General features: G+C 71.9%; 17 protein-coding genes. 3 read left to right on the top strand and 14 right to left on the bottom strand.

Going from position 1 to position 20,209, the window contains the following annotated elements; genetic code table 11:
• Positions 1–95 precede the first annotated feature (95 nt).
• Complete coding sequence (locus ACFYNU_RS06330) at positions 96–1,034, bottom strand: 2-hydroxyacid dehydrogenase (protein WP_356587943.1); 939 nt, start codon at positions 1,032–1,034, stop codon at positions 96–98.
• A gap of 186 nt (positions 1,035–1,220) precedes the next feature.
• Between ACFYNU_RS06330 and ACFYNU_RS06325 the strand changes: the two genes are divergently transcribed.
• Positions 1,221–2,213, top strand: a complete 993-nt coding sequence (locus ACFYNU_RS06325) for an aldo/keto reductase (RefSeq protein WP_356587945.1) — start codon at positions 1,221–1,223, stop codon at positions 2,211–2,213.
• Positions 2,214–2,251: 38 nt separating this feature from the next.
• A complete protein-coding gene (locus tag ACFYNU_RS06320; protein ID WP_388765289.1) occupies positions 2,252–3,460 on the top strand; it encodes a PQQ-dependent sugar dehydrogenase in 1,209 nt (402 codons plus the stop codon).
• Between the two features lie 192 nt (positions 3,461–3,652).
• On the opposite strand, the gene ACFYNU_RS06315 is transcribed toward ACFYNU_RS06320, so the two are convergent.
• From ACFYNU_RS06315 to ACFYNU_RS06290, 6 genes are all read right to left on the bottom strand, one after another.
• The gene (locus ACFYNU_RS06315) at positions 3,653–6,697 is read right to left on the bottom strand and encodes an AAA family ATPase (RefSeq protein WP_356587947.1); all 3,045 of its coding nucleotides are present in this window, start codon (positions 6,695–6,697) and stop codon (positions 3,653–3,655) included.
• Positions 6,698–6,827: 130 nt separating this feature from the next.
• Positions 6,828–7,001, bottom strand: a complete 174-nt coding sequence (locus ACFYNU_RS06310) for a hypothetical protein (RefSeq protein ID WP_356587949.1) — start codon at positions 6,999–7,001, stop codon at positions 6,828–6,830.
• Positions 7,002–7,210: 209 nt separating this feature from the next.
• Positions 7,211–7,852, bottom strand: a complete 642-nt coding sequence (locus ACFYNU_RS06305) for a hypothetical protein (RefSeq protein WP_356587951.1) — start codon at positions 7,850–7,852, stop codon at positions 7,211–7,213.
• Positions 7,853–7,898: 46 nt separating this feature from the next.
• Positions 7,899–8,462, bottom strand: a complete 564-nt coding sequence (locus ACFYNU_RS06300; protein WP_356587953.1) for a GNAT family protein — start codon at positions 8,460–8,462, stop codon at positions 7,899–7,901.
• Positions 8,463–8,500: 38 nt separating this feature from the next.
• Positions 8,501–10,768, bottom strand: coding sequence for an MMPL family transporter (locus tag ACFYNU_RS06295; protein WP_356587955.1), 2,268 nt, complete (start codon positions 10,766–10,768; stop codon positions 8,501–8,503).
• Positions 10,769–10,896: 128 nt separating this feature from the next.
• Positions 10,897–13,029 carry a phosphocholine-specific phospholipase C gene (locus tag ACFYNU_RS06290; protein WP_356587957.1) on the bottom strand — a complete coding sequence of 711 codons (2,133 nt, stop codon included), beginning with the start codon at positions 13,027–13,029 and terminating at the stop codon, positions 10,897–10,899.
• A 207-nt stretch (positions 13,030–13,236) separates the two neighbouring features.
• Here ACFYNU_RS06290 and ACFYNU_RS06285 point away from each other — a divergent pair, with 207 nt between their 5' ends.
• On the top strand, positions 13,237–13,854 hold the full coding sequence (locus tag ACFYNU_RS06285; protein ID WP_356587959.1) for an NAD(P)H-binding protein: 618 nt from the start codon (positions 13,237–13,239) through the stop codon (positions 13,852–13,854).
• 16 nt (positions 13,855–13,870) lie between these two features.
• On the opposite strand, the gene ACFYNU_RS06280 is transcribed toward ACFYNU_RS06285, so the two are convergent.
• From ACFYNU_RS06280 to gatC, 7 genes are all read right to left on the bottom strand, one after another.
• Positions 13,871–14,383, bottom strand: a complete 513-nt coding sequence (locus ACFYNU_RS06280) for a tetratricopeptide repeat protein (protein ID WP_356587961.1) — start codon at positions 14,381–14,383, stop codon at positions 13,871–13,873.
• A gap of 49 nt (positions 14,384–14,432) precedes the next feature.
• The gene (locus ACFYNU_RS06275) at positions 14,433–14,897 is read right to left on the bottom strand and encodes a universal stress protein (protein ID WP_356587963.1); all 465 of its coding nucleotides are present in this window, start codon (positions 14,895–14,897) and stop codon (positions 14,433–14,435) included.
• Positions 14,894–16,141, bottom strand: a complete 1,248-nt coding sequence (locus ACFYNU_RS06270) for an SLC13 family permease (protein WP_356587965.1) — start codon at positions 16,139–16,141, stop codon at positions 14,894–14,896. The genes ACFYNU_RS06275 and ACFYNU_RS06270 overlap by 4 nt, the downstream gene beginning before the upstream one ends.
• Positions 16,142–16,527: 386 nt before the next feature.
• Positions 16,528–18,045, bottom strand: a complete 1,518-nt coding sequence (gatB, locus tag ACFYNU_RS06265) for an Asp-tRNA(Asn)/Glu-tRNA(Gln) amidotransferase subunit GatB (protein WP_356587967.1) — start codon at positions 18,043–18,045, stop codon at positions 16,528–16,530.
• A gap of 25 nt (positions 18,046–18,070) precedes the next feature.
• On the bottom strand, positions 18,071–18,313 hold the full coding sequence (locus ACFYNU_RS06260) for a hypothetical protein (protein WP_356587969.1): 243 nt from the start codon (positions 18,311–18,313) through the stop codon (positions 18,071–18,073).
• Positions 18,310–19,815: an Asp-tRNA(Asn)/Glu-tRNA(Gln) amidotransferase subunit GatA gene (gene gatA, locus ACFYNU_RS06255; RefSeq protein ID WP_356587971.1), complete on the bottom strand. Its 1,506-nt coding sequence runs from the start codon at positions 19,813–19,815 to the stop codon at positions 18,310–18,312. The genes ACFYNU_RS06260 and gatA overlap by 4 nt, the downstream gene beginning before the upstream one ends.
• A 5-nt stretch (positions 19,816–19,820) precedes the next feature.
• On the bottom strand, positions 19,821–20,117 hold the full coding sequence (gatC, locus tag ACFYNU_RS06250; protein ID WP_023538474.1) for an Asp-tRNA(Asn)/Glu-tRNA(Gln) amidotransferase subunit GatC: 297 nt from the start codon (positions 20,115–20,117) through the stop codon (positions 19,821–19,823).
• Between the last annotated feature and the right edge of the window lie 92 nt (positions 20,118–20,209).

Below are 20,209 nucleotides of genomic sequence, written 5' to 3'. Positions count from 1 at the left end.
GGACGATACACCAGAGTCGTCACTCAGGGACATAGTTCTCCTACTCTCCGTGACGAGCAGGGCAGTTGTCGCTCCCGGGTGCGGATCGGCGGGGCTCAGTCGGTGGTGAGCACCTCGTTGCGCAGGGCTTCTCCCGCGGCGTAGCGGGTCAGTTGGTCGGCGAGCAGGCGCTTGGCGCGCGGCATGAAGGCCGAGGTGGATCCGCCCACGTGCGGGCTGATGAGGACACCCGGAGCATGCCAGAGAGGATGACCCGGCGGGAGGGGTTCCGGATCGGTGACGTCCAGCGCGGCCCTGATCCTTCCGCTCTCCAGCTCGGCCAGGAGCGCCTTGGTGTCGGCGACCTGGCCCCGCGCGACGTTCACGAACAGCGCGCCGTCCTTCATACGGGCCAGGAACTGCGCTCCTGCCAGGCCCTTCGTCTCCTCGGTGAGCGGCGTCGAGACGATGACGACGTCCGCTTCGGGGAGCAGGTCCGGAAGTTCGGCGAGTGCGTGCACGGGCCCGCGCTCGGTGGCACGGGCGGAGCGCGCCACGCGCGCCACCCGCGCACATTCGAAGGGTGTGAGCCGGTCCTCGATGGCGGCGCCGATCGAGCCGTAGCCGACGATCAGTACGGACTTGTCGGCCAGCGCCGGGTAGAAGCCCGACCGCCACTCCTCGGTCTCCTGGCCCCGGACGAAGCCGGGAATGCCGCGCAGGGACGCGAGGATCAGCGCGACGGTCAGTTCGGCGGTGCTGGCCTCGTGGACGCCCTTGGCATTGCAGAGGCGTACGCCGGAGGGCAGCGAGCCGAGTCCGGGCGCGACGTGGTCGATCCCGGCCGACAGGGTCTGTACGACGCGTATGGACGTCATCGCGGCGAGCGGCCGGAGCGCGACGTCCATGCCCTTCATGTACGGGACTACGTAGAAGGCGCAGTCGGCCGGGTCGGCGGGATAGTCCGCGGCGCCGTCCCAGTGGCGGTAGTCCAGGCCCTCGGGGAGCCCTTCGATCTCGTCGGCGGGGATCGGCAGCCACACGTCTGAAGTCATGGTCAGGAGGCTATGCGAAGCCCACCGGGGTGATGAAGGGCGTCCCGAGGGCCGGAACGGGCGCCGGTACGGCCCCGGCACCGGGGTGTGGCGGCGCCGGTGGGCCCATGAGGTTAGCTGGAGTGTGCCCGGCGGCGGTTCGTCCGGCGTGGGCGCGCAGGTGAGGAAGCGGGAGGGGCGGGGCAGTTGGAGCGCAGGACGATCGGTGCGACGGCACTCACGGTGGGCGCCGTGGGACTCGGCTGTATGCCGATGAGTTGGGCCTACAGCGCCTCCGAGCAGCGGGGCGACCGTTCGTCGCGCACCGTGCACGCGGCCCTCGACGCCGGTACGACGCTGCTCGACACCGCCGATATGTACGGCCCGTTCACCAATGAGCTGCTGCTGGGGCGGGTGCTCGACGAGCGGCGTGACGACGCCTTCGTGTCCACCAAGTGCGGTCTGCTGGTGGGCGATCAGCACATCGTCGCCAACGGCCGTCCGAGCTATGTGCGCCGGGCGTGCGACGCGTCGCTGCGGCGGCTGCGGACGGAGGTGATCGACCTCTACCAGTTGCACCGGGCCGATCCGGAGGTGCCGGTGGAGGAGACCTGGGGCGCGATGGCGGAGCTGGTGGCGGCGGGGAAGGTGCGGGCCCTCGGGATGTGCGCCGTGGACGCCCGCGCGTCGCGCCGTACCGGCACGGACCGCTTCGGGGCGACGATCCGGCTGCTGGAGCGGATGCAGCAGGTGTTTCCGGTCAGCGCGGTGGAGGCGGAGCTGTCGGTGTGGTCGCGGGAGGCGACGGAGCGGCTGCTGCCGTGGTGCGTGGCGCGGGGTGTGGGATTCCTGGCGGCGATGCCGCTGGGCAGCGGCTATCTGACGGGCACGCTCACTCCCGGGCAGGGGTTCGAGCCGGAGGACGTACGGGCCAGGCATCCGCGCTTCACGGCGGAGATGATGGCGTCGAACCAGCCGGTGGTGGCGGGGCTGCGGCGGGTCGCCGAGCGGCACGGGGCGACGCCGGCGCAGGTGGCGCTGGCGTGGGTGCTGGCGCGCGGTCCGCAGGTGGTGCCTGTTCCGGGGGCGAAGCGGGAGCGGTGGGCGGTGGAGAACGCGGGGGCGGCCGGGCTGGAGCTGTCGGCGGCGGATCTGGCGGAGATCGCCGCGCTGCCCGCGGCTCGGGAGTCGTGGCACTGACAGCGGGTCGATGGGAACCTGAACGGGGGCTGCGGTGTATGAAACGTAGAGACGCAGCCGTCGAAGGGATCAAGACCGTGCAACGTGCTCCAGTGACGGCCGTGTTGGCCGCAGCGGCGCTATTCGTGATGACCGCGTGCTCGTCCTCCGACGGCACGGCGAAGTCCGAGGGCCCGGCCGGTTCCCCGTCCGCCTCGGTGTCCGGCGGGTCGACTCCTCCGGACGGGGAGGCGAGGGCGTCGGCGCCGCCGGCGAAGGGCTCGGCGAAGGTGGTGTCGACGCTGACCGAGGACCTCAAATCGCCCTGGGGCCTGGCGGCGCTGCCCGAGGGCGATCTGCTGGTCTCCTCGCGCGACGAGGGGACGATCACCCGGGTCGACGGGGAGAGCGGCAAGAAGACCGAGGTGGGCGCGGTGCCCGGGGTCTCCCCCGGCGGCGAGGGCGGTCTGCTCGGCCTCGCGATCTCCCCGTCGTTCGCCTCCGACACGTATGTGTACGCGTATTTCACGACGGACTCCGACAATCGCATCGCCCGGATGCTGTACGACCCGAAGAGGCCGGTGGGCCAGCAGTTGGGCGCGCCCGACACGATCCTGCGGGGCATCCCGAAGGGCAACATCCACAACGGTGGCCGGATCGCCTTCGGCCCGGACAAGATGCTCTACGCGGGCACGGGCGAGACGGGTGAGACGGGCCTCGCGCAGGACAAGAAGTCCCTGGGCGGGAAGATTCTGCGGATGACCCCCGACGGACAGCCGGTGCACGGCAATCCGGAGGCGGACTCGGTGGTGTACACGTACGGGCACCGCAACGTGCAGGGTCTCGCCTGGGACTCCGAGAAGCGGCTGTGGGCCTCGGAGTTCGGCCAGAACACCTGGGACGAGCTGAATCTGATCGAGCCGGGGAAGAACTACGGCTGGCCGGAGGCCGAGGGCAAGGCCGGGGAGAAGGGCTTCGTCGATCCGGTGGAGGAGTGGCGGACGAACGACGCGTCGCCGAGCGGTATCGCCTTCGCCAAGGGGTCCATCTGGATGGCCGCGCTGCGCGGCGAGCGGCTCTGGCGGATCCCGCTGGACGGCGTGAAGCCGTCGGCCGCCGCCCAGGCCTTCCTGGAGGGTAAGTACGGGCGGCTGCGTACGGTGCTGGCGACCGGGGACGGCGGCCTCTGGCTGCTGACCAGCAACACGGACGGCCGAGCCACGCCCAAGCAGGGGGACGACAAGATCCTTCGGCTGGAGGTGACCTAGCCGCGCCGACGGCCGCCCGCGAGGCGGGGCGCGCGGCGGCTGGTGCGGTGCGTCGCAAGGCGGAGGATCGGCCTCGTACCGGGCGTACTCGGCCGACTCCGACACCGGGGGCACCTCCCGTGGCCCCCTGGGGCCCACGGGGGGAGAGGTGTCGTGCCAGGCGCCGCGCGCCAGGCGACTTCCGGACTCGCCCTAGGGGTGGGTCAGTTCCAGGTCGTCGAAGAGGTGCAGACGGTGTGCCATCGCCGCCGCCTCCGTGCGGCCCGAGACGCCCAGCTTGGCCAGGATGTTGGAGACGTGCACGCTCGCCGTCTTGGGCGAGATGTACAGCTCTTCGGCGATCTGGCGGTTGCTGCGGCCCTCGGCGACCCGTCGCAGGACGTCCTGTTCGCGGGGGGTCAGGCCCAGTGAACCGAGCGGGTCGGCCTCGGGGGCGGGGGCGGGGGCGAGCCGCGGGGTGGTGGTGAGGCTGATCCGGGCCCGGCCGGCGAGGAGTTCGGTCTGCTCCACCAGGAGCCCCGCGCCGAGCTTCTTCGCCGTGGCGTGGGCCTGGACCAGCAGCGCCGTGGCCTGTTCCCGGTCGGCGGACGCGGCCAGGAGGTCCGCCGCCCAGCGGTGGCGGGCGGCGGCGAGTTCGTACGGCCGCTTCAGCGCCTCGAAGGCGGCCACCGCGCGGGCCCACAGCTGTGGGGCCACGATGCCGTCGGCGCGGGCGAGTTCGGCTTCGAGCATCAGGTCGTGCGCCCGCCAGATCGGGACGACGGCGGGCAGACGCTTCGCGTGGTCGCGGATGAGCGCCAGGATCGCCTCCCGCCCGGCGTCGGCCTCCGGCAGCCCGCGCGCGTCCGCCTCCATCGCGGCGGCCGAGCAGAGCAGCGGCAGCGCGTACCGCTGCATGCCCGGCGGGAAGCCCTGCGCGGCGACCTGTTCGAACTCTCTGCGGGCCTCCGCGAGTCTGCCCTGCTGCGCGGCGCTGATCATCGCGAGCCTGGCCGGCGCGATGACGTGCTGCGGCTGGGGGTCGTGCGGGCCGAAGACCGCGCGGGCCAGGGTGACTTGGCTTGTCGCCTCGGCGGCGTCGCCGCGCGCGAGGGCGAGCATCGCGCGCCGCAGGGCGACCAGGGCGCGCGCCTTGGGGGCGGGGGCGATCTGGGCCGCCTCGTCGACGGCCGTGCGGGCCTCGTTCCAGCGGCCGAGCGAGAAGAGGGATTCGCTCAGGTTGACCCGGACCCAGGCCTCGGTGTCGGACAGGCCTCGCTGATGGCAGAGGGCGATGCCGAGTTCGGCGGCGGCGACCGCGTCCTCGGAGCGGCCCACGCTCTCCAGCGTGGACGGCAGGTTGATGTTGATGCGGCTCAGGATGCCGAGCGTGCCGCGGGTGCCGAGCTCGAAGACGCGGTCCCGTACCGCGTACATCTCGGCGAGCCCTTCCTCGATGGATCCCGACTCGGTGGTGAGCCAGCCGCGGGTGTGTCTGGCGTTCAGTTCGATGTGCTCCGCGCCGACGAGGCGCGCGTACTCCACGGCGCGGTCGGCCGCGGCCAGGCTGTTGGGGCCCGGCCGGTGCAGGGCGCCCCAGCTCGCGACGTCGGAGAGGACCGAGGCGTGCACGGCGGACGGCGGCAGGCCGCGCACCAGGTCCTGGGCGGTGGCCAGTTCGTCCCAGCCGTCGCCGCGTGTGAGTTGCTGTACGAGCCGTGAGCGCTGTGTCCAGAACCAGGCGGCGCGCAGCGGGTCGTCCACGGTCTCCAGGACCCGCATGGCCTTCTTGGACAGCGCCAGGGCGCGCTCCCGTTCGCCGCCGAAGCGGGCCGCGACGGTCGCCTCGGCGAGCAGGTCGAGATAGCGCAGCGGGGCGCTCGCCCCTTCGGCGATGGGCGGGTAGACCTCGGTGTCGTCCGGCGGCCTGAGGCCGGCCCGTACGTCCTCGGGCGCGGCGTCCCACAGCTCCATGGCGCGCTCCAGCAGCCGCAGTTGCTCGGCGTGGGCGTAGCGCTGGCGGGCCTCGACGGAGGCCAGCAGGACGACGGGCAGGGCTTTCGCCGCGTCGTGTGCGTGATACCAGTAGCCGGCGAGGCGGGTGGTGCACTCGTCGCCCCGTACGAGGGAGGGGTCGGCCTCCAGGGCTTCCGCGAGGCGGCGGTTGAGCCGGGAGCGTTCGCCGGGGAGCAGGTCGTCGCTGATGGCCTCGCGGACGAGCGAGTGCCGGAAGCGGTAGCCGTCGCCGTCCGCCGTGGTGAGGAGGATGTTGGCGCCGACGGCGGCCCGCAGCGCCTCGATCAGGTCGTCCTCGGAGAGCTGTGCGACGGCGAGCAGCAGGGGGAACTCGACGGTGGCGCCGCCCTCGGCGACGATCCGGGCCACCCGCTGGGCGTTCTCGGGCAGTGTCTCGACGCGGACGAGCAGCAGGTCGCGCAGGGAGTCGGTGAGTCCGGAGCGGCAGCCGGACTCGGTGGCCACGGCCAGCTCTTCCACGAAGAACGCGTTGCCGTCGGAGCGTCCGAAGATCTCGTCGACGAGCTGCGGGTCCGGCTCGTCCCCGAAGATGCCGTGCAGCTGGCGCCGGACCTCGGCGCGGCTGAAGCGGGACAGCTCGATCCGGCTGACCGTACGCAGCCGGTCCAGCTCCGCGAGGAGCGGGCGCAGCGGGTGACGGCGGTGGATGTCGTCGGCCCGGTAGGTGGCGATGACCAGGAGCCGGCCGCGGCGCAGCGTGCGGAACAGATAGGCGAGCAGATGGCGGGTGGAGGCGTCCGCCCAGTGCAGGTCCTCCAGGATGAGGACGACGGTACGGTCGGCGGCGACGCGCTCCAGCAGCCGGACGGTGAGTTCGAAGAGGCTGGCCGTGCCGTGCTCGCCCAGGGCGTCGCCCGTGGAGGGGCCCAACTCGGGCAGGATCCTGGCCAGTTCGCCTTCCTGGCCCTCGGCGGCGGCGGCGATCTCCTCGGGCAGCAGCCGCCGCAGGCCGCGCAGGGCGGCGGAGAAGGGCGCGAACGGCAGTCCGTCACCGCCGATCTCCACACAACCGCCGACGGCGACGACCGCGTTGTCGCGGCAGGCCACCGAGATCAGCTCCTCGATGAGCCTGGTCTTGCCGACCCCCGCCTCACCGCCGACGAGCAACGCCTGGGGCTCGCCCGCGGCGGCGCGGGCGAGCGCATCCGTGAGTACGGTCAGCTCGCCGTCGCGACCGACGAACACCGGACTGACTGACTTGGTCTCCACGGTCCCGAGCATCGCACAGGGGTACGACACCGCGGCACTCGTTATCGCGGCGGTCGCCGCGGGTGCCGGTGGCACCCGCGGCGACTGTCGATCCGGCTTCTTCAGGAGGTCGGGGCGGGCGGCCATCTCCGTACGCCGCCCGTCACGCGGCCCTGGCGAACCGGCCGCGGGGTGACACCACCCGCCCCTCGCCCTCGTTGCGGGCGCTGCGCGCGGCCTCCTTGCGGGCCTTACGGACCTGGCGGATCAGCCGCCGGTCGTCGGCCTCACGGATCAGCTCGGCCGACCGCATCTGGTGCATCTCGTACTCGAACATCTCGACTCCCCTTGTCACGAAGTGCTTCGGCGTCCTGCGATGCCTCAACACTCGTCTCTCAGGGGGTACGCACGCATCGGGCGCGTGCCGCATCTTCGCGGCGCGGGGGCCTTAGGCGGGACGCACGGAGGGCCGGGCGGGACCTAAGGCCCCGTCCGGCCCTCCTCGGCGCGCTCCCCGTACTCCTTAGGAGGCGCCGTTCACCCGGCTCAGCCGGCGGGCGGCGCCTGGGCCGGAGGCGGCTCCGGCAGGGACACGAAGACGTCGAAGTACATGCCGACGGAGATCAGCAGGCCGAGCGCGGCGAGCACGAGACCGGCCACGGCGAACGGCCGCACCCAGCTCTTGCGCTGCGGCAGACCGAGCGCGACCAGGCCGGCGATGAGCGCCAGCACCGCGAAGATGCCGTTGGTCAGCGCGATGGCGTGCCAGGCGTCGCCGTAGATCTCGGAGATCTGCTGCTCCGCCGTGCCGGTCTGGCCGAGGTCGATCTGGCCCACGAGCGTCTCGCGCTCGGAGATCACCTTGCCGGACCAGGTGCCGATGAGCGAGACGAGCGAGAGCAGCAGGGAGACGAGCGCCGCGGAGGCGGCGGCGAGGCCGCTGGAGGGCGGCGGGGTGTACTCGCCGTCCAGGTCGTCGCTCAGCAGGTCGCCGTCGTCCCCGTCGCCGTCCGTGGTTCCGTCACCGTCGGCGCCGTCGCCGCGGCCCGCCTCAGGTGTCTCCCCAGGCTCTTTGGCCAGGCTCGGGCCCGGCGCGTCGTTCTTCTCGGCAGTAGCCGGAACGGCGCGCTCCGCCTCGGTCTCGCCGCTGTCGTCAGCGGGCTGTTCTGGCTTGGTCGTGGGGTTCATGCGCCGCACGGTAGGCGGCCCGTATGAGAGATCCATGAGAGTTTCGTCAAGTGGTGCGCCGTCCCTGCTCACGCCACTCGGGGGCGAGTACGGACCAGATCTCGTTGTCCTGCCGGAGCCCGTGATGGACGCTCGCCGACCGCAGCACGCCGTCACGCCGCAGACCGAGGCGCTGGGCGGTCCGGATGCTCGCCGTGTTGGCCGACGACACCACCCACTCCACGCGGTGGATGCCGCGCCGCTCCACCGCCCAGTCGATGAGCGCCCGCACCGCGCGGGTCACCAGACCGCGCCCCGTGGCCCCCGGTTCGAGCCAGCAGCCGACCTCGCAGGTGCCCTGGACGGCGTCGAAGAGCCGGAACATCACGCCGCCGACCAGGGTGCCGTCGAGCCAGATCCCGTAGATCCGCCCGGCGTCGGCGGCCTGCTTCTCGGCGTATCTGAGGAGGAACGCCCGCGCCGAGTCGAGGTCGGCCACGGCCTGGGCGAGCCCCACGTGCACGTCGACCAGGTCCCGGGCGCGGTCCATGTGCGCGAGGAACTCCTCGGCCTGCCACGGCTCCAGCGGTCTCAGTTCCGCCCCGTCGTCACCCAGTGATATCGCGAACATCGCACTCCTTCGGTCCGGTCGGCTCAATGGCGGCCCACTCACCGCGGCGCGTGTTCCACCCGCTCCGCGTGCTCGTCACGCCGCGCGGGGATCTTCCCAGACGCCGCTCGGCGGCCGTTGGGCGCCTCGATGCTCAGACGCGGAAGCCGGCGGTCCAGCCATCCCGGCAGCCACCAGTTGGCGCCGCCCAGCAGATGCATCAGGGCGGGCACGAGGAGTGTACGGAGGACGAAGGCATCCAGCGCGACGGCGGCGGCCAGCCCGATGCCGAACATCGCGATGACGCGGTCCCCGCTGAGCACGAAGGCGAGAAAGACCGAAATCATGATCACGGCGGCCGAGTTGATGACGCGGCCGGTCTCGGCGAGGCCGACCCGCACGGCCCGCTTGTTGTCGCCGGTCGCCAGCCACTCCTCGTACATCCGGCTCACCAGGAAGACCTGGTAGTCCATGGACAGGCCGAAGAGGACCGAGACCATGATCACGGGCAGGAACGGCTCGATGGGGCCCGCACTGCCGAGGCCGAGGAGTTCACTCCCCCACCCCCACTGGAAGATCGCGACGACGATCCCGAAGGACGAGGCGACGGCGGCGATGTTCATCACCGCCGCCTTCAGTGGGATGCCGACGGAGCGGAAGGCGACCAGGAGCAGCAGACAGCCGAGGGCGACGACGACGCCGACGAACAGCGGCAGTTTGCCGACGACGACCTCGGCGAAGTCGTCGTAGCTGGCCGTGACCCCGCCGACCGCCACCTCCAGGGAGGTGCTGTCCTGTGCGCGGGGCAGTATCTCCGTACGGAGGCGGTCGACGAGGTCGCTGGTGGCCTTGGACTGGGGCTCCGACGTGGGAACCACGGTGAGCAGGGCCCGGTCGCCGCTGCCGCTGAAGACGATCGGCCCGACGGAGGCGACGCCCCGCGACTCGCGCAGCGTGTCCGGCAGTTGGTCCATCGCGAGCCGGTCGTCGGCGCCGTCCAGCTCGGCGACGAGGGTCAGCGGGCCGTTGACGCCGGCGCCGAAGCCCTCGGCGAGCCGGTCGTACGCCTGCCGGGTGGTGGTGGACGCGGCGTTGTTGCCCTGGTCGGAGGTCCCCAGATGGAGCGAGAACGTCGGCAGGGCGAGCACCACCATCACGGCCACGGCCGCGACGCCGAGCAGCCGCGGGTGACGTTCCACGAAGGCGGACCAGCGGGCGGCGAATCCGGTGGGCAGCTCGGGCCGCGGGCCGTGTGCGGCGAGGTGGGCCCGCTCGCGGCGGTTCAGCGCGCGCGTGCCGGTGTACGAGAGCAGGGCCGGCAGCAGCGTCACGGCCGCGGCGACCGTCAGCGCGACGGTGAGCGAGGCGGCGATGGCGACGCCGTTGAGGAAGCTGAGGCGCAGCACCAGCATGCCGAGGAGCGCGATGCAGACGGTGGCTCCGGCGAAGACGACGGCGCGCCCCGTGGTGGCGACGGCCTCGGTGGCGGCCTCGGGGACCGTCAGGCCCTGTTTGAGGCCCTTCCGGTGTCTGGTCACGATGAACAGGGCGTAGTCGATGCCGACGCCGAGCCCGACGAGCAGACCGAGCATGGGCGCGAAGTCGGCCACCGTCATGACATGGCCGAGGAGCGCGATGCCCGCGTACGCCGTCCCGACAGAGACCAGCGCGGTCGCGATGGGCAGCAGGCTGGCCGCGAGCGAGCCGAAGGCGAGGAAGAGGACCACGGCGGCGATGGCGACGCCCACGATCTCCGCCGTGTGCGCCGTGGTGCCCTCGGTGAGGGCGACGGCGCCGCCGCCGACCTCCACCTGGAGATCGTCGGTGGCCGCCTTCTTCGCCGTGTCGACGACGGCCTGGGCCTGGGCGGCGGGGATGTCGTCGACCTGTTTCTCGAAGGTCACCACGGCGAAGGCGGTACGGCCGTCCTCGCTGATCTGGCGGACGCCCTCGCCGTCCTCGGGACCGGACGCGTGCGCGGGCGTCGCGGCGCCGCCGCTGATGACGTAGGGGCTCATCACACCGGCCACCCCGGGCAGCTTGGCGATCTCACCGAGCGTGACGCCCATGCGCAGTTCGATGTCGTCCGCGCGGACGGAGCCGCGTTCGGAGTGCCAGACCACGGTGTCGCTGTCGCCGCTGCGGTCGGGGAAGCCGGTCTTCAGGAGGTCGACGGCGTGGCCGGATTCGGTGCCGGGAGCCTCGTAGTCGTTGGAGTACGACGTCCCGGCCACGACGGCGGCGCCGGCGGTGGAGCCGAGTGCGAGCAGCCACAGGAGCACGACCAGGAGCCGGTGCCTGACGCACCACCGCGCGACTGTGGCCAACGGTCTGCTCCCCTGCGTGGTCCCGGAGAGCCAACTCTGACATCGAATCGTGATCGTTTGCCCGTTTGGTGGGGTTCCTCACACAGTGTTGACCTGGCGTTCGATCAATGGGAGCAGGGAATTCCGGTTCAGCCGGAGACGCTCGGCTTCCCGTTCTCGATGTGGCCCATCAGCCGTCGCCGGAAGCCCCGGCCCGCCGTCACCTCGATGTCGTACCACCCGTGCGCGTCGGCGGCCGAGTGCACGACATGGCGGCTGCGTCCGGGCTTGACCTTGAACTCGCGCTTCCAGTCGCCGAGATCGGCCTCGTCCGCGTAACCGAGGGAGCGCACGGTGAAGGTGACGGGCAGATCACCCTCATTACGGAGGGTGAGATGCAGATCGCGGTCGTGATGGTCGACGGATGTGCTGACCTCGGCGCCGCCGCCCGACACGGGGCCGGCGAACTCACGGCGGAAGCCGTTGGGTCCGGTGATGGTGAAGCGGTACGCGTCGCCGCTGAGGGGCACCGTCCATTGCGACGTGCCCCGCACGTCGCGGTGCTGGGGGACGTCGAACTCACCGGCGTACGGATAGAGCGCGAAGTGGGCGCTCGACCGCCCCGTGTTGCGGAGTTCGAGCCGCAGGGCGCGCGCCCCGTCCCGGCCGGCCACGAGACGGCCGTGGGCGTCCGGCTGGTACGGCAGCGGGCGGGCGGGCCGCGTACCGGGCTCCTGCACCGGCATCCGCTGGACGGTCGGCGGCGCGGGCCGCCAGCGCCCCGTGAACGGCGGGACGGGGCCCGGCTGCTCGACGTCCGGGCGCGGCCGGCCCCGTCCGAAGTCGAAGGCCGATGTCAGGTCGCCGGTGACGGCGCGCCGCCACGGGGTGATGTTGGGCTCCTGCACCCCGGTCCACTTCTCCAGGAAGCGGACGACCGACGTGTGGTCGAAGACCTGTGAGCAGACGTAACCACCGACGGTCCAGGGCGAGACGACCAGCAGCGGCACGCGGATGCCCAGCCCGGTGGGGCGACCCTCCCAGCGCTCGTCGGCGTCGTCCACGGGCGGCACGGGGGGCGGGACGTGGTCGAAGAAGCCGTCGTTCTCGTCGTAGTTGATCAGTACGACCGTGTGCCGCCAGACGTCCGGGTGGGCGCCGAGCGCGTCGAGCACCTGGTAGACGAGGCCGGCGCTGGCGACCGGTGAGGACGCGCCCGGGTGCTCGGAGTCGACGGCGGAGGGCACCAGGTACGACACCTCGGGCAGGGTGCCCGCCGCCACGTCGGCGCGGAACGACGCGGCGAGGGTGCCCGACTCGACGCGCCGCAGCCCGCGCTCGAAGAGGGAGCGCTCCGGGGCCGTGAGGGCCCCGACGCCCTCCTCCAGGGCCGCGAGCAGCCTCGCCCTTACGGCGGCGTCGTCGGTGTCGCGCACCGCGGCGTAGAAGGCCTCCATGTAGGTGAAGCCGTCGGCGCCTTCGAGTTCGAGTTCACGCGCCGCGGCGAGCGCCTTGTGCGCGATCTTCTTGAAGGAGGTGAAGAACTCGATGTTGTTGTCGGTGAAGTTCTCCCACTCCGAGTACGTCTTCCAGGTCCGTCCGGCCTTCTCCAGCCGCTCGGCGTACGTCGGCCACGCGTAGCCGGGATGGGTGCCCTCGGCGTACGCGTCGTTGCCGACGGCGCGCCGGCCGTCCGCCTCGTAGCCGGTCCAGCCGCTCCACAGGTGGTTGCGGTTGGGGCTGGTGGAGGTGTGGACGGACGAGTGGTAGGCGTCGCAGATGGTGAAGGTGTCGGCCAGCTCGTAGTGCAGCGGGATGTCGGCGCGGTCGTAGTACGCCATGGTGGCGGCGGTCTTGGCGGAGACCCAGCCGTCCATCCAGCCGTTGCTCCACGCCTTTGCGCCGCCGTTCCAGGAGTGGTCGAGGTCGCCTATGTACTGAAGGTCCTTCTTCTGCGCCTCGGCGGCGTCGCGCACGGGAAACGGCAGGACGGTGCCGCCGGCGGCTCCCGGCTGCTCGAACACGGGGCGCCCGGTGGGCAGTTCCACCGCGTTGCGGTCCCCGAAGCCCCGTACGCCGCGCAACGTGCCGAAGTAGTGGTCGAACGACCGGTTCTCCTGCATCAGCACCACGACATGTCTGACGGCGTCCAGTCCCCCGGCCGGCGCCTCGGCGGCGATGGCGGCGCGCAGGGACGGCGGCAGTACGGAGGCCGCCGCGGCGGCGCCGACGGCGCCGCCCCCGAGCGCGAAGAGCCGTCGCCGTGAAATGTCAGTGGCCAAGAGATCCTCCCAAGTCAAGTGCTACGGCCCGGAAGCTAGCCACCGTAAGTGGCGGCGGGAAGACCCGGGGACGGCCCGGCGATGAACGTCCGAGAGTCGCCCCCGTCCGATCCGTGCGGAGCCGTGGCGGTGGGAGCCCGTGTGGCGCAAGCTGGGCCTCCGACGAGCAACCCGCGCACCCGCGCATACGACAGGGACAGCCTGCCCATGAATGTCACCGTGTTCGGCGCCACCGGGCGTACCGGACAAGCCTTCCTCGCCTCCGCCGCGCGCGCCGGGCACCGCACCACCGCGCAGGTGCGGGAGCCGGCCCGGCTGGGCGGCGCCCCCGTCGACCGCGTGGTGACCGGCAGCCCCTTCGACGAGAGCGCCGTGACCGACGCGCTCACCGGCGCCGACGCCGCGGTGATCGCCTTCGGCCTCAAGGGCAACCGGACGACGCCTCTGTACTCACGCGGCACCGAACTGATCGTGGACGCGATGCGCAAGCTGGCCGTACGCCGGCTGATCGTCGTCTCGGAGGCCGGGTACGGCCCCCACGTACGCGGCCTCTCCGGCCGTACCATCGCCGCCCTCTACCGCGCGACGGCCCGCCCCCTCCTGCGGGAGCGGGAGGCCCAGGACGCGGTGGTCCTCACCAGCGGCCTGGAGTGGACGGTCGTACGGTCCGGGGTGCTGCACCACGGCCCGGCCCGCGGCAACCGCCCCCGCTCCTTCACGCCGCACCGGGGCCTCGCGCCCCGTACGACCTACGCGGACCTCGCCGACCTCGTCCTCGGCGCGCTGGACGACCCCGCGACGTACGGCCGGGATCTGTACCCGTAGGGCGTACGGCGGGCGCTCACGGCCCCTGCTGGACGACCTCGCGCAGATCCTTCGCGTAGTGGCCGATGGCCCTCCGGTACGACCGCACGCCCGGGTCGTCGCTCGTCGCGGCCAGCAACTCCAGCAGGATCCGCGTCGCTTCGTCGTGCTGCCCGGTGTTGAACAGCGCCATGGCGAGGAACGTCCGCAGGGCGCCGTCGTCGGGGAACTCCGCCAGCCCGCCCCGCAGCGTCTCGACGGCTTCCTCGTACCGGCCGAGGATCCGGAAGGTGCTGCCGAGACCGACCAGGGCGCCGAGACGGTCCCCCGCCGGGAGTTCCGTACCTGCGAGGGCTTGTTGGTAGTAGGCGACGGCCTCCGCCTCCAGGCCGAGCGCGTCATGTGTCCAGGCGGTCTGATAGGCCACCTCCGCGTCGTCCGGGTGCCGCTGAGCGAGAGCGACCAACCGCTCCCGGGCCTGCTCCGCTTCCCCCCGGGTGCGCAGATCGACCGCCTCGGCGAGAAGCTCGTCCCTGCTCCGTGTGTTCATCCGGGCATTGTCGCAACGGCCGGGGCGCCGGAGATCGGGCGGCCCCGGTTCAGACCTGATGCGGCCACACCAGCAGCACCGGGCACGGGGCGTGGTCGACCACGAAGCGGGACTCCGGGCCGAGGCTGTGCGGGCCCGGCCGCTCGCGGTCGCCGTCGCGCGCGCAGATCAGCAGGTCCACGTCGGCCGCCGCGCGGACGACCTCCTCCTGAGGACGGCCGTGCCGGTCGAGCAGTTCGCACGGCCGGCCGAGCCGGTGCGCCGCCTTCTCCAGGAGGTCGGCGCCGGCCGCGCCGGACAGCTCCTCCAGTCTGCTGCCGGGGTCGCGTTCGGGACCGTGGCCCCGGCCGAGCAGCCCCGCGTAGGCGCGGTGCGCCTCGGCGGCGATCCGGTCGTCGCCGACGTGCAGCAGGACGACGTGGTCGTCGGGGGCCCTTTCCCGCGCGGCGTCGACGCATGCGGGCCAGGTGGACGGGGTGATCCAGACGAGGGCGGTTGTCTTCACGTCACTCACAACTGGAGGGTGCCCCACAGGGCAACGGTCGAAGCGATCAGTGTCGCGGGCACGGTGAGCAGTCCGAGCCGGGTGAACTGCCCCAGCGAGGGCGCGGAGTCGTGTTCGTGCAGGACACGGCGCCACAGGAGGGTGGCGAGTGAACCGACGTACGTGAGGTTGGGCCCCAGATTCACCCCGATGAGCGCGGCGAGCACGGGGCCGGGGCCGGCCGGGGCGACGACGGGCAGCAGGGCGAGGATCGCCGGCAGGTTGTTGATCAGATTGGCCAGCAGGGCGGCGACGGCGGCGATCACGAGCAGGGTGGTGAGGGATTCGCCGCCGGGGAGGATGCGGCTGATCCCGGTGTCGAGGCCGTTGTCGACGACGGCCTTGACGACGATGCCCAGCGCGAGCACGAAGAGACAGAAGAGCGGGGAGGCGGCGCGCCAGAGCGCGGGGAGGGTGGTGCGTCGGCGCCGTAGCGCGCGGGCGGCGAGGACGGCCGTACCGGCGAAGGCCGCCCACAGCGGTTCGATGCCTACAAGGGAGGTGACGGCGAACGCGACGAGTGTCAGACCGAGGACGACGAGCGTGAACGTCGGTACGGTGCGCGGCTCGGCCTCCTTGGGAGGGTGCGCCCCGACGGCCAGGTCGGCCGCGAAGAAGCGGCGCAGGACGACGTACTCGACGGCGATCGCGGCCAGCCACGGGAGCGCCATGAGTACCGCGAACCGGGTGAAGGTCAGTCCGCTGGCGGTGAACGCGAGGAGGTTGGTGAGATTGGAGACGGGGAGCAGGAGCGACGCGGAGTTCGCGAGGTGGGTGCAGGCGTAGACGTGCGGGCGGGGGTGGGCGCCGACGCGACTCGCGGTGACGAAGACGACGGGCGTCAGCAGGACGACGGTGGCGTCGAGGCTGAGCACGGCGGTGGTGACGGCGGCGACGCCGAACACGCCGCCGAGCAGCCGGCGCGGCTGCCCGCCGCAGAATCGGGCAACGAGGTCGCCCGCCGCGTCGAACAGGCCGTCGTCGTCGCAGAGTTGGGCGAGCACGAGAATCGCGGCGAGGAATCCCACGACGGGCAGCAGCGTGTGCGTCTGCTCCCACGCGTCGGCGGGCGAGACGGCGCCGAGTACGACGACGAGACCGGCGGCCGGGATGGCGGCGACGGCTTCGGGCAGACCTCTCGGCCGCACGACGGCGAAGGCGAGTACGCCGAGGAGCAGCCCGACGGACACGATCTCGGCGGCGAGGCTGTTCACGGGGCGGCGCCAGGGTTCTGGTGGGCGGACGGTACGGTCACGCGACCCACACGCCGCGCCCGCCCAACCTACGACCCACACGGGTGTCCGCCGGGCAACGCCCCCCGCGTCGCCCCTGCCGCACGGCGGGTGGTTGGTACGAGGGTGCCGCTTACGGCGAGGGCGTCGAGCCGGGGCTCAGTGCCGGGCAGAGGGCGTACGGCCCGCCGACACGACTCGGCGGCGACCACTGGCCGTACGGCACCACGCCACCGGGGCAACCCACGCCCCCGCCCGGCACCCCACAGGCACGGGACCGACAAGCCCGTCCCTCGCCCGAGCGGCGCCGAAACGGGACCGGCCCCCAGGGGCTCAGCCCCCAGGTGTGCCGGTCCCGTGGCGGTGTGTCAGCCCTCCGCGCCCAGGCGTTCCAGGATCAGTTCCCGTACGCGTGCCGCGTCCGCCTGGCCGCGGGTGGCCTTCATGACCGCTCCCACCAGGGCGCCCGCCGCCGCGACCTTGCCCGCGCGGATCTTGTCCGCGATCGCCGGGTTCGCGGCGATCGCCTCGTCCACCGCCGTACCCAGCGCGCCCTCGTCGGAGACGACCTTCAGGCCGCGCTTCTCGACGACGGTGTCCGGGTCGCCCTCGCCCGCGAGGACGCCCTCCAGGACCTGGCGGGCCAGCTTGTCGTTGAGGTCGCCCGCGGTCACCAGCTCCGCCACCCTGGCGACCTGCGCCGGGGTGATCGGGAGCGCCGCGAGATCGGTGGACGTCTCGTTCGCGCTGCGCGCCAGCTCGCCCATCCACCACTTGCGTGCCTGGTCGGCGGGGGCGCCCGCCTCGACGGTGGCGGTGATCAGGTCGACCGCGCCCGCGTTGAGCATCGACTGCATGTCGTGCTCCGAGACGCCCCACTCCTCGCGCAGCCGCTTGCGGCGCAGCCGGGGCAGCTCCGGCAGTCCGCCGCGCAGTTCCTCCACCCACGCGCGCGCGGGCGCGATCGGGACGAGGTCCGGCTCGGGGAAGTACCGGTAGTCCTCCGCCTCCTCCTTCACGCGGCCGGACGTCGTGGAACCGTCCTCCTCGTGGAAGTGACGGGTCTCCTGGATGATCGTGCCGCCGCCGTCGAGAACCGCGGCGTGCCGCTGGATCTCGTAACGCGCCGCCCGCTCCACGCTGCGCAGGGAGTTGACGTTCTTCGTCTCCGAGCGGGTGCCGAACGTCGTACGGCCGTGCGGGCGCAGCGACAGGTTGACGTCGCAGCGCATCTGGCCCTGTTCCATGCGGGCCTCGGAGACGTCCAGCGCCTTGATCAGCTCGCGCAGCTCCGCGACGTACGCCTTCGCGACCTCCGGCGCACGCGCCCCCGCGCCCTCGATCGGCTTGGTGACGATCTCGATGAGGGGGATGCCGGCGCGGTTGTAGTCCAGCAGCGAGTGGGACGCGCCCTGGATACGGCCGGTGGCGCCGCCGACGTGCAGCGACTTACCGGTGTCCTCCTCCATGTGGGCGCGCTCGATCTCCACGCGGAAGATCTCGCCGTCGTCCAGCTGGACGTCCAGATAGCCGTTGTAGGCGATCGGCTCGTCGTACTGGGACGTCTGGAAGTTCTTCGGCATGTCCGGGTAGAAGTAGTTCTTCCGGGCGAACCGGCACCACTCGGCGATCTCGCAGTTCAGCGCGAGACCGATCTTGACGGCGGACTCGACGCCGATCGCGTTGACGACCGGAAGCGCCCCCGGCATGCCGAGACAGGTGGGACAGGTCTGCGAGTTGGGGTCGGCGCCCAGCTCGGTGGAGCAGCCGCAGAACATCTTCGTTCTGGTGCCGAGCTCGACATGGACCTCCAGGCCCATGACGGGGTCGTACGTCGCGAGAGCGTCGTCGTACGGGACGAGCGACACGTGTTCAGTGACGGTCACGGTGAAACTTTCCCTCTCTGCGGGCTCAGCCCAGCAGGACGTCGTCGTCGCCCAGTCGCTTCAGCTCGCGGTAGAGCAGGGCGATGCCGGTGACGATGGCGGCGGCGGAGACGGCGGCGTCGAGCAGCCGCAGTGTGTCGTTGTCCTGGCGGGCGAGCCTGGCCTGCTTGACGACGCTGACCGCGCCGAACGCGGTCGTGCCGATCGACAGGTACATGCCGGACTTGGACTTCTTGAAGCCCTTGGCCTTCTTGGTCATTGCGCTCATAGCGACGGTGCCTCCTCCAACAGCGGGTGTCCCCAGCGTTCGACGAACGCCGCCTCGACCGCGGCTCCCACCCGGTAGAGACGGTCGTCCTTCATCGCCGGGGCGATGATCTGTAGCCCGACCGGCAGTCCGTCCTCCGGCGCCAGTCCGCAGGGCAGCGACATGGCGGCGTTTCCGGCCAGGTTGGTCGGGATGGTGCACAGATCGGAAAGGTACATCGCCATCGGGTCGTCGGCGCGTTCACCGATCGGGAAGGCGGTGGTGGGCGTGGTGGGCGAGACGATCACGTCGACCTGCTCGAAGGCCTTCTCGAAGTCCCGCACGATGAGGGTGCGGACCTTCTGGGCCGAGCCGTAGTACGCGTCGTAGTAGCCGGAGCTGAGCGCGTACGTACCGAGCATGACGCGCCGCTTGACCTCGTCGCCGAAGCCCGCCTCACGGGTGAGGGCGGTGACGTCCTCGGCCGAACGGGTGCCGTCGTCGCCGACCCGCAGGCCGTAGCGCATGGCGTCGAAGCGCGCGAGGTTGGAGGAGCACTCGGAGGGGGCGATCAGGTAGTACGCCGAGAGGCCGAGGTCGAAGGACGGGCAGTCCAGCTCGACCACTTCCGCGCCCAGCTCCTTGAGGAGGTCGACGGATTCGGCGAAGCGCTGCATGACGCCGGCCTGGTAGTGCTCGCCGGAGAACTGCCGGACGACGCCGACGCGCATACCGGCGACGGTGCCGTTGCGGGCGGCCTCGACCACCGGCGGGACGGGGGCGTCGATGGATGTCGAGTCGAGCGGGTCGTGTCCGCCGATGACCTCGTGGAGGAGGGCGGCGTCCAGGACCGTACGGGCGCACGGGCCGCCCTGGTCGAGCGAGGACGAGAAGGCGACCATGCCGTAGCGGGAGACGCCGCCGTAGGTGGGCTTGACGCCGACCGTGCCGGTGACCGACGCGGGCTGGCGGATGGAGCCGCCGGTGTCCGTGCCGATGGCGAGCGGTGCCTCGTACGCGGCGAGGGAGGCGGACGAGCCGCCGCCGGAGCCGCCGGGGATCCGGGTGAGGTCCCAGGGGTTGCCCGTGGGGCCGTAGGCGCTGTTCTCGGTCGAGGACCCCATGGCGAACTCGTCCATGTTGGTCTTGCCGAGGATGACGACGCCCGCGTCCTTGAGACGCCGGGTGACCGTCGCGTCGTACGGCGGAATCCAGCCTTCGAGGATCTTGGAGCCGACGGTGGTGGGGACGCCCTCGGTGGTGAAGATGTCCTTCAGGGCCAGGGGGACGCCGGCGAGCGGGCCGAGCTTCTCGCCCCGGGCCTTCTGCTCGTCCACGGCGCGCGCCTGCGCGAGGGCGCCTTCCCGGTCGACGTGCAGGAAGGCGTGGACCTTCTCGTCCACGGCCTCGATACGGGCCAGGTGCGCCTCGGTGACCTCGACGGCCGTCAGCTCGCCGGAGGCGATCTTCCCGGCGATCTCGGCGGCGGTGAGCCGGATGATGTCGGTCTTGATGTCCGTCATGGCTGTTAGTCCTCCCCCAGGATCTGCGGCACCTTGAAACGCTGCTGTTCCTGGGCCGGGGCGCCGGAGAGCGCCTGCTCGGGGGTGAGCGACGGGCGTACCTCGTCCGCGCGCATGACGTTGGTCAGCGGCAGCGGGTGGGAGGTCGGCGGAACGTCTTGGTCGGCGACCTCGGCTACGCGGGCGACCGCGCCGATGATGTCGTCGAGCTGACCGGCGAAGTGATCGAGCTCTTCGCTCTTCAACTCCAGACGCGCCAGCCGTGCGAGGTGGGCGACCTCCTCGCGCGTGATGCCAGGCATGCAGCGATCCTCTGGGTGGGTGTCGGGATTTTGAGCCAATCCTATGGGGCGCGGCACCGTGCCCACGAAACGGATTCCCTTTCCGCGCTCCC

It is taken from the genome of Streptomyces sp. NPDC006643, assembly GCF_042870175.1.
Taxonomy (GTDB): domain Bacteria; phylum Actinomycetota; class Actinomycetes; order Streptomycetales; family Streptomycetaceae; genus Streptomyces.
Note: the sequence above shows the minus strand (reverse complement) of the source record. Positions and strands in the feature narration are given on the sequence as shown.

Excerpts from the sequence above, each read along its gene's own strand:
- ACFYNU_RS06310 (WP_356587949.1), bottom strand. The coding sequence starts at position 7,001 with ATGTTCGAGTACGAGATGCACCAGATGCGGTCGGCCGAGCTGATCCGT.
- gatC (WP_023538474.1), bottom strand. The coding sequence starts at position 20,117 with ATGCCTGGCATCACGCGCGAGGAGGTCGCCCACCTCGCACGGCTGGCG.
- gatA (WP_356587971.1), bottom strand. The coding sequence starts at position 19,815 with ATGACGGACATCAAGACCGACATCATCCGGCTCACCGCCGCCGAGATC.
- ACFYNU_RS06305 (WP_356587951.1), bottom strand. The coding sequence starts at position 7,852 with ATGAACCCCACGACCAAGCCAGAACAGCCCGCTGACGACAGCGGCGAG.
- ACFYNU_RS06330 (WP_356587943.1), bottom strand. The coding sequence starts at position 1,034 with ATGACTTCAGACGTGTGGCTGCCGATCCCCGCCGACGAGATCGAAGGG.
- ACFYNU_RS06315 (WP_356587947.1), bottom strand. The coding sequence starts at position 6,697 with ATGCTCGGGACCGTGGAGACCAAGTCAGTCAGTCCGGTGTTCGTCGGT.
- ACFYNU_RS06320 (WP_388765289.1), top strand. The coding sequence starts at position 2,252 with ATGAAACGTAGAGACGCAGCCGTCGAAGGGATCAAGACCGTGCAACGT.
- ACFYNU_RS06260 (WP_356587969.1), bottom strand. The coding sequence starts at position 18,313 with ATGAGCGCAATGACCAAGAAGGCCAAGGGCTTCAAGAAGTCCAAGTCC.
- ACFYNU_RS06285 (WP_356587959.1), top strand. The coding sequence starts at position 13,237 with ATGAATGTCACCGTGTTCGGCGCCACCGGGCGTACCGGACAAGCCTTC.
- ACFYNU_RS06300 (WP_356587953.1), bottom strand. The coding sequence starts at position 8,462 with ATGTTCGCGATATCACTGGGTGACGACGGGGCGGAACTGAGACCGCTG.
- ACFYNU_RS06280 (WP_356587961.1), bottom strand. The coding sequence starts at position 14,383 with ATGAACACACGGAGCAGGGACGAGCTTCTCGCCGAGGCGGTCGATCTG.